Origin of the sequence: Goodfellowiella coeruleoviolacea, from assembly GCF_024171785.1 — a bacterium.
Classification (GTDB): domain Bacteria; phylum Actinomycetota; class Actinomycetes; order Mycobacteriales; family Pseudonocardiaceae; genus Goodfellowiella; species Goodfellowiella coeruleoviolacea.
In genome coordinates, this window is record NZ_JAMTCK010000023.1 from 77,745 (window position 1) to 85,099 (window position 7,355).

The following is a 7,355-nucleotide window of genomic DNA, read 5'->3' on the forward strand; positions in this document are numbered from 1 at the left end:
TGGTTGCGTTCGTACGCTCGTCAGCAGAGTGCTTTGTTCCGCTTAACCGGCCTTCCCACCAAGGGGCTATTCGGCCACGCGGAGCGGCACCACTGGGTACAGTTGATGCCATCTGAGTGGTGTCTCTGATACATCGGCCGTCCACGAATCCGGTGCCGGCAGTGCGGAACGCGCGGCGAGAGCGTTCACGCTGTCCTTGGCCATCACCTCGTACACGGTTGCGGCTCTCCACCGTGGCGAACGCTCCAGCCATTCATCTGTTGGGGAGGCGAGGCACAGTTGCTGGAATCAGGCTCAATTCGGTTGCGGCAGGCGTTGGCCGACACTCTGCTCGTGCAGGCCAAAATCGACAAACAACGTCTGGTCGATGCGATCGAATGTTCGAACCGCAGTGGCGGAGGCCTCGTACTCACCGGAGACAACACGCGGGATGTGGCCGAAGACCTGTTGAACCGGCAGGGATATGCCCGGCCAGTGCTGCTCGATCGTGCACGCTACGCGGGGAAGAACCGGAAGGTCGCCGGTGAGGCATTTGACGACGGCTGGATCGCTTTTCAGCGCAGGCTTCCGCTCGCCGCGGTCATGCCGGACACCGGGTACGTCGGCGAGGGCGATGAGGCGGGCCTGATCAACCTCCTGCGCAGAGCCCGTGACCTCGCAGGAAAGATCAGTGAGGACGTTGTCGTGCCGCTCGCGCTGCACGTGAGCTGGTTGGCCGCCAACCGAGGGCTACCGGCGCTCATCGAGCACGTCCGGTCCGCCGGAGTTCCCGTCGCCGTGGCGATGGAGCACACGGGCGATCCCCTGAGCGTGCGTTACGCACTTGACGGTCTGGTGACGCTGCTCAGTTCATCCGTACCGGTCATCGTGCTGCGGTGCGACGTGTCAGCGCTGGGCGCGTTGTGCTACGGGGCGTTGGCCGCGGCGGTGGGGACCACCAGCGCGCTCCGGCACCTCTATCCGGTCGGCACCGGGTTTGCCAACCGTCCCCAGCCGGCAGCGGTCGTGCTCGGCTGCCTGGCGTACCTCTCACTGAACAAGATCGACCAAGCGGTTCAGGCTGACCCGGACAACCAGTTGTGGTGTTGCGAGTGTCCATACTGCCGTGGCAGGGCGCTCAACTGGTTGGGCTCGGCGCCCCGCCCCGAAACCATGGCCTACCTGCATTCACTGGAGACCCTCTACCAGGTCAGGAATGACATCCTGGGGCCAGGCGCCGGGCCAGTGCAGCGGCGCCGGAGTTGGTACTCCCAGTGCGACAGCGCCCTGTTCCAGCACGTCAGCATTTGCGGCACCGTCTTCGGCTGGAAGGCGCCCAAAGCTCTGGAAAACTGGCGCGATCTCCTGCGCGAGCGCGGCTACGCGTCATCCGGCCCGGTGAGGAGTCCGTCGGCAAGCAGGCGCTCGTAGATCAACTCGGTCACCCAGCGACTCACCGTGGTCGGGCGGGCGGTGGGGACGGGCCCGGACCGGCCTGGCTGCAGGAGTTCCAGATCATCGGCGGTGGTTCCGCGGCGTAGCACCGCCACGCCGTGCAGTTGGGCGGTGATCAGGCAGTGCCGGTTGGGGGCGTGGTCCTGGTGCAGCAGGATCGCGGTCGAGCCGAAGCCGACGAACCCCCCGACCGCGGACAGCACGCGCTGCCAGCCCTTCCCCTGGGCGAGAACCCCGGTGAGGCTGATGACAGGTGGCGGAACGGTGCCGTGCTGTTCCGCCCACTCCTCCCACATCGCGATCGACATCCGGTCGGTGACCGGACCCCAACCCGCCGTCACCCGTGCCGCGTGCGCTTGCCAGTCGACGGTGGCGACCACTGCCACGCGTTGCCCGAACAACGCCATGCGCTCCACAACCGTCCCGTCCCAGTCCAGCAGGCGCGCGGCCTGGACGAGCGGACCGGCGACCGGCAGACGGGTGCCAACGCCCCTCGACGGCGCGGCCGACAGGCAGAGCCCGTTGTCTCCCGGCATCCGCGTCCTCCTCACCTCGTGATCGTGTCAGGGCGTCCGCAACGCCGATGTAGTAGTACGCCAATCCAGGCCCGCCCGCAGGCCCGGACCGCCACCCGCGGGTGGGTTGATCGCACCCGTGCGTCGTGACCTGTTCCCGCGCGCCCCTCGGGAACAGCAGAGCGGATGCCTAGCTGGACAGGCCCATTCGCTGGGCGAACGCGGACATCTGGTCGAGCTGCTGGTCCAGGCTGCCCGGGGTGGTCGCCACCAGGATGCGGGTCACGCCCTCCTCGGCCAGTTCCTCGACCGCCTCGGTGGACATGGTGATCGAGCCCCAGCGGGTGTACTCCAGGGCGTTCGGGTCGCGGCCGGACTCGGCGGCGGTTGACCGGGCGAGGGCGAGCTGGGCGTGGCGCTCGTCGTCGTCGAGCGCGCCGCCGGGGAAGTAGCCGTCACCGCGGCGGCCGGCGCGGCGGGCCGCGGCCCGGCTCGACCCGCCGATGTGGATCGGCAGGTGGGGTGTGCCAACGGGTTTCGGGAAGCAGCAGATGTTGTCGAAGTCGAAGAACTCGCCGTGGAAGCTGACGCCGTCCTCGCCGCCCGCCCAGAGCAGCCGCAGCACGTCGATGGCCTCGTCGGCGCGCCGGCCGCGGGTGGCGAAGTCGACGCCCACCGCGGCCGCCTCACCCGGCAGCGTGCCCAGCCCCACGGTCAGCAGCCGCATCCGCCCCTTGGCCAGCACGTCGACGGTGGCCAGGCGCTTGGCCAGGACCACAGGGTGGTGGTACGGCAGCAGCAGCACGCCCGTGCCCAGCAGGATCCGCCGGGTGGCGGCGGCGAGGAAGCTCAGGCTGTCGAGCGGGTCGGGGTAGGGCAGTGCCGTGGGCAGGTCGGTGGCGCCGTACTTGGCGCCCGGGTACAGCACGATGTGCTCCTGCAGGTACAGCGACTCGAAGCCGCGCTCCTCGGCGTGCTGGGCGAAGGCCACCATGGCGTCGGGGTCGGCGCCCAGGTACGGCGTGCTGTAGTTGATCGCGAACTTCATCCTCGGTTCCCCTGTCGACGGCGTGTGCGCCACGGTCGGTCGCGCCGGAGCCTAGGAGTTCCCCTCGACGTCAAGGCAACCACGACGGCAAGGGCGAACGCGATGTCAGGGCCCGGTGTCAGGACCCGGTGTCGGGGCCCGGTGTCAGGATCCGGTGTCGGGGCCCGGTGTCAGGGCCCGGTGTCGGGGCGAACCCGACGGTCGGGGCAACGCCGGCGCAGGGGCTCGGGTCAGGCGCGGCGGCGGGCGTCCTCCAGGTAGCGCAGCACCGCGGTGACCCGCCGGTCGGCGCGGTCGGTGGGGGCCAGGTCGAGCTTGGCGAAGATGCTGCGGATGTGCTTGTGCACGGCGCCTTCGGTGACCACGAGCCGCTCGGCGATGGCGCCGTTGCCCAGTCCCTCGGCCATCAGCGCCAGCACGTCGCGCTCCCGGGGGCTGAGCCGGTCCAGCCGGGTGTCCGGCCGGGTGCGGACCAGCAGTTGGGCCACGACCTCGGGGTCGATGGCGGTGCCGCCGCCGGCCACCCGGTGCAGTGCGTCCAGGAACTCCTGGACCCGGCCCACCCGCTCCTTGAGCAGGTACCCGAGGCGGGCGCCGCCGCCGGCGAGCAGGTCGGTGGCGAACGCCTGCTCGACGTAGGCCGACAGCACCAGCACCGCGAGGTCGGGCTGCCGGCGTCGCGCCTCGACCGCCGCGACGATGCCCTCGTCGGTGTGCGTCGGTGGCATCCGAACGTCCACAATGGCCACTTCGGGCCGGTGCTCGTCGACCGAGGCGAGGAAGTCGCCTGGGTTGTCGGTGGTCGCCACCACGTCGAGGGATTCCGCGCGCAGCAGCAGCGCCAGGCCCTCGCGCAGCAGCGGGTCGTCCTCGGCGATCACAATCCGCATGGCAGGCTCACCGTCAGGGTCGTGGGTCCGCCGGGGGGACTGGTCAGCGCGAACGCGCCGTCGTGCGCCTCGACCCGGCGGCGGATACCGGCGAGCCCGGACCCGGTGTGCTCGTCGGCTCCGCCGTCGCCGTCGTCGGTGACCCGCAGGCACAGCCGGTCGTCCTGGCGGCGCAGCACCACCGAGGCGTGCCGGGCGTTGCTGTGCCTGGCGATGTTGGTCAGTGCCTCGGCCACCACGAAGTAGGCGGTGGCCTCCACGGACGCCGCGCAGCGCTCGCTGGTGTCCGCGTCGATCCGGCAGGGCACCGGACAGGCCGCGGCCAGCGCGGTGAGCGCGTCGGCCAGGCTGCGGTCGGCCAGCACCGGCGGCAGGATGCCGCGCACCACCGCGCGCAGCTCGGCGAGCGCCTGCTCGGCGGCGTCCTGGGCGCGGTCCAGCGCGGCCTCGGCGTCGGCCGGGTCGCGGGCCAGCGCGCGCCGGGCCACGCCGAGCAGCACGGTGACCGCGACGAGCCGGTTCTGCGTTCCGTCGTGCAGCGACCGCTCGATCCGGCGCAGCTCGGTGGCGTGCGCGTCCAGTGCCGCGGCGCGGGTCGCGGTCAGCTGCGCGACGCGCAGGGCGAGGTCGGTGCCGGGGTCGGGAACCAGGAAGCGGCGCCCCGGCCACGCCTGCAACCGCGCCATCGCCGGGGTGAGGGTCACCGCGACCGCGACCCAGATCACGCCGAGCAGACCGACGGCGAGCGCCCCGGACACGTCGCGTACGGTCCACAGGTCGATCGACGGTGCGGCGTCGGCCTCCGCCACCAGGTGCCACCACAGCGGGAAGGTGGCGTCCTGGACCGCCCAGATCGGCAGGGTCAGGCCGATCATGCCGAGCAGCAGCCCCAGCACCGAGTGGCAGGCCACCCAGCACAGTTCCCGCCGCACGGCGGAGTCCCGCAGGGCGGCGCCCAGCCCGGCCGGCACCGGCTCCGGGCTGACGATCTCCCGCCCGCTCCACCGGGACAGCCGGCCGCGTTCCCGGTCGGCCAGCACGCGCAGCAGCCGCAGCGCCAGCGGTGCCACCACGAGGCCGACCCCGGCCAGGCAGGACAGGGCCACGCCGGCCAGCACGATCAGGGTGGCCAGGGCCGGCACCGCGGTGCCCAGCCCGCCGACGAGGTGTTCGAGCCCGTCCAGGCCGGTGCGGGCGCGGCCGGCCAGGTCCCACCGCCCAACCCGGCGCGGGCCCTGCGACGCGCTGTCCCGGGTCGCCATTCGCACCTCCTGCCTCCGGCAGACCCTAGGACATCACGTGCGTCAGCGGGCCGCCAGGCACCTGGCCGAGAAGTACAGCCTGCTGTACCTGGTCCGTCGTGCTGGCGGGATCGCCGGCCGCGGCGCCGGCTCCGTAGCGTCAGCGCGTGCCAGCCGACCTGCCGACCGAGGAGCGGACCGTGGCCGAGCCGTACCGCGACAGCGATCCCCTTCCCGAGTCACCGGGCGACTCGCTGCGGTCGTCCACATCGGACAGTGGCGCTGGGGCCGGGGTGCTGCGTCCGGTGCTGTGGCTGGTGCTGGTGGTCAGCGCCGCGGGCAACGCGGTGTTCTCGTCACTGGACGACACCGTGCTCGTCGGCATCGGCCTCGGACTGGTCACCCTGGGGTGCGCCGTCGCACTGGCCGTCCACCACTACCGCCGCAGGCGCGGATGAACGCCGCCGAGGCCACCGCCGACAGTCCACAGTGGATGATGAGATCACCGGCCGTGGTGGTGGACCGCGTCAGCAAGATCTACCCGACCGGCGCGCGCGCCCTGGACGACGTGTCCGTCACCGTGGCGCGCGGCACGTTCGTCGCGGTGCTGGGGCCACCCGGGGCGGGCAAGAGCACCCTGGTGCACTGCGCGGCCGGGCTGGACGCCCCGACCAGCGGCAGCACCCGCGTTGACGGGGTGGAGATCGGCGCGCTGTCCGAGATCCGCCGCGCCGAGCTGCGCCGGCTGCGGGTGGGGTTCCTCTTCGCAGCCCACAACCTGATGCCGGCGATGAGCGTCGCGGACAACATCACGCTGCCGCTGCGCCTGGCCGGCACCGCACCCGACCACGACTGGGTGCGCGCGCTGGCCGAGCGGGTCGGGCTGGCCGGTCGACTGGCGCACCGCCCGGTCGAGCTGTCCGGCGTCGAGCAGTGGCGGGTGGCGCTGGCCCGGGCGGTGGTGGCGCGGCCCGCGGTGGTGTTCGCCGACGAGCCGACCGGCGCGCTGCACCCGCGCGAGGCCGGCGCGGCGGTGGGGCTGCTGCGGGAGGTGGTGGACGGCCTCGGGCAGGCCGTGGTGCTGGCCACCCGGGACGCGGCGGTGGCGGCGCCGGCGGACCGCGTGCTGCTGATGGCCGGTGGTCGCGTCGCGGACACGGTCGAGGCGCCCACCACAGCGGCCGAGCTGGCCCGACGCGTCACCGCACTGGCGCCGGGCCGGTAGCCCGACCGCACCAGGAACCCGGTCACGCCGTCCGGTTACGGGACGCGGAAGGAGCCCAGGGCGGCGACGGCGAGGGTCTGCTCGGCGTCGTGCTGCTGGAAGGTGTCGACCTCGGTGAAGCCGAGCCGGCGTGCCAGCGCGCGCGCCCGGCTGTTGGCGGTCTGGGTCACCACCAGGACGGGCTGGTCGGGCAGTTCCCCGGCGGCGGCGCGCAACGCGGCCGTGGCCGCCTCGAACGCCAGGCCGGCACCCCAGGCGCCGCGCCGCAGCACGAAGGACAGCTCCAGTTCCCCGCCCTCCGGGGTGACGTGTCCGGGGTGGTCGGCCGAGCGGCGCCCCAGCCCCAGGATGCCGACCAGTTGGTCGGTCTGCCGGTCGGCGATGACGTAGCTGCCCGGCTGCGCGGTGGTGTTGGCCGTTCCGACGGTGTCGAGGAACCGCTCGACGTCCTCGCGGGGACGCACGCCACCCAGGTGCGCGCGGACCTCGGCGTCGGTGAAGATCTCGACGAGCCCGTCGCGGTCGGCATCCCGCGCTTTGCGCAGGACCAGCCGGTCCGCTGGCACCGTCTGGGCGGACAAGGTCGGTGGCTCCGTCATGGAACCCGATCCTGTCACGCGTGCTCGTCACCCGAACGGCCCTGCGTGAACGTGCAACTCGCGGGGTTTGCAAAGCAATGCCGGGAAGTTAGGTGTTGGTGGCCGGCGTCAAGAGGTGGTGGGCGAGGTGCGTCTGAGGGGGTTGAAAAGCAGACAACGGAGTTCCTGTAGAACGAGTGTCGACCAAGATCACTCTGTTCGGGAACTCCGTTGCCATACCAGTCTGTCATGCCCCACACCCCACCGGACAGCGCCGGGGTGTTCGCCCCGGGACACCTGGGTGAACTCACCCAGCTCGTCACTCCCGCCCTGGTCGACCAGGTACTGTCGCTGACCCGCCGAACCCAACAGCGCGTCCGCATGCTGCCCGCCCGGGTCATGGTGTACTTCGTGCTGGCCATGG

Annotated in this window: 9 protein-coding genes; 4 read left to right on the plus strand and 5 right to left on the minus strand. The window is 72.0% G+C overall.

The features are described from left to right. Positions 1 to 303 precede the first annotated feature (303 nt). Positions 304 to 1,410 (plus strand): hypothetical protein, encoded by a 1,107-nt coding sequence (locus LX83_RS35125; protein ID WP_253779750.1) that lies wholly within the window; start codon positions 304 to 306, stop codon positions 1,408 to 1,410. Here LX83_RS35125 and LX83_RS35130 read toward each other — a convergent pair. From LX83_RS35130 to LX83_RS35145, 4 genes are all read right to left on the minus strand, one after another. Next, positions 1,359 to 1,970 (minus strand): hypothetical protein, encoded by a 612-nt coding sequence (locus LX83_RS35130; RefSeq protein ID WP_253779752.1) that lies wholly within the window; start codon positions 1,968 to 1,970, stop codon positions 1,359 to 1,361. The genes LX83_RS35125 and LX83_RS35130 overlap by 52 nt on opposite strands. Positions 1,971 to 2,139: 169 nt before the next feature. Next, positions 2,140 to 2,997 (minus strand): TIGR03619 family F420-dependent LLM class oxidoreductase, encoded by an 858-nt coding sequence (locus LX83_RS35135; RefSeq protein WP_253779754.1) that lies wholly within the window; start codon positions 2,995 to 2,997, stop codon positions 2,140 to 2,142. Positions 2,998 to 3,227: 230 nt separating this feature from the next. Then, entirely contained in the window at positions 3,228 to 3,887 is a 660-nt protein-coding gene (locus LX83_RS35140) for a response regulator (RefSeq protein WP_253779769.1), read from the minus strand. Then, entirely contained in the window at positions 3,875 to 5,149 is a 1,275-nt protein-coding gene (locus LX83_RS35145; RefSeq protein WP_253779772.1) for a sensor histidine kinase, read from the minus strand. The genes LX83_RS35140 and LX83_RS35145 overlap by 13 nt, the downstream gene beginning before the upstream one ends. 146 nt (positions 5,150 to 5,295) lie before the next feature. On the opposite strand from LX83_RS35145, the gene LX83_RS35150 reads away from it, so the two are divergent. Beyond that, entirely contained in the window at positions 5,296 to 5,586 is a 291-nt protein-coding gene (locus LX83_RS35150; RefSeq protein ID WP_253779775.1) for a hypothetical protein, read from the plus strand. After that, entirely contained in the window at positions 5,583 to 6,353 is a 771-nt protein-coding gene (locus LX83_RS35155) for an ABC transporter ATP-binding protein (RefSeq protein ID WP_253779777.1), read from the plus strand. Before LX83_RS35150 ends, LX83_RS35155 begins: the two co-directional genes overlap by 4 nt. Before the next feature lie 35 nt (positions 6,354 to 6,388). Here the strand turns inward: LX83_RS35155 and LX83_RS35160 are convergent, their stop codons facing one another. Then, positions 6,389 to 6,952 carry a GNAT family N-acetyltransferase gene (locus LX83_RS35160; RefSeq protein ID WP_253779779.1) on the minus strand — a complete coding sequence of 188 codons (564 nt, stop codon included), beginning with the start codon at positions 6,950 to 6,952 and terminating at the stop codon, positions 6,389 to 6,391. A gap of 228 nt (positions 6,953 to 7,180) precedes the next feature. On the opposite strand from LX83_RS35160, the gene LX83_RS35165 reads away from it, so the two are divergent. After that, positions 7,181 to 7,355, plus strand: a 175-nt coding sequence (locus LX83_RS35165) for a transposase domain-containing protein (RefSeq protein ID WP_253779787.1), incomplete at its 3' end; no start/stop codon positions are given.

Coding starts and splice junctions, on each gene's coding strand:
- LX83_RS35155 (WP_253779777.1), top strand. CDS start 5,583: ATGAACGCCGCCGAGGCCACCGCCGACAGTCCACAGTGGATGATGAGA.
- LX83_RS35160 (WP_253779779.1), bottom strand. CDS start 6,952: ATGACGGAGCCACCGACCTTGTCCGCCCAGACGGTGCCAGCGGACCGG.
- LX83_RS35135 (WP_253779754.1), bottom strand. CDS start 2,997: ATGAAGTTCGCGATCAACTACAGCACGCCGTACCTGGGCGCCGACCCC.
- LX83_RS35140 (WP_253779769.1), bottom strand. CDS start 3,887: ATGCGGATTGTGATCGCCGAGGACGACCCGCTGCTGCGCGAGGGCCTG.
- LX83_RS35145 (WP_253779772.1), bottom strand. CDS start 5,149: ATGGCGACCCGGGACAGCGCGTCGCAGGGCCCGCGCCGGGTTGGGCGG.
- LX83_RS35130 (WP_253779752.1), bottom strand. CDS start 1,970: ATGCCGGGAGACAACGGGCTCTGCCTGTCGGCCGCGCCGTCGAGGGGC.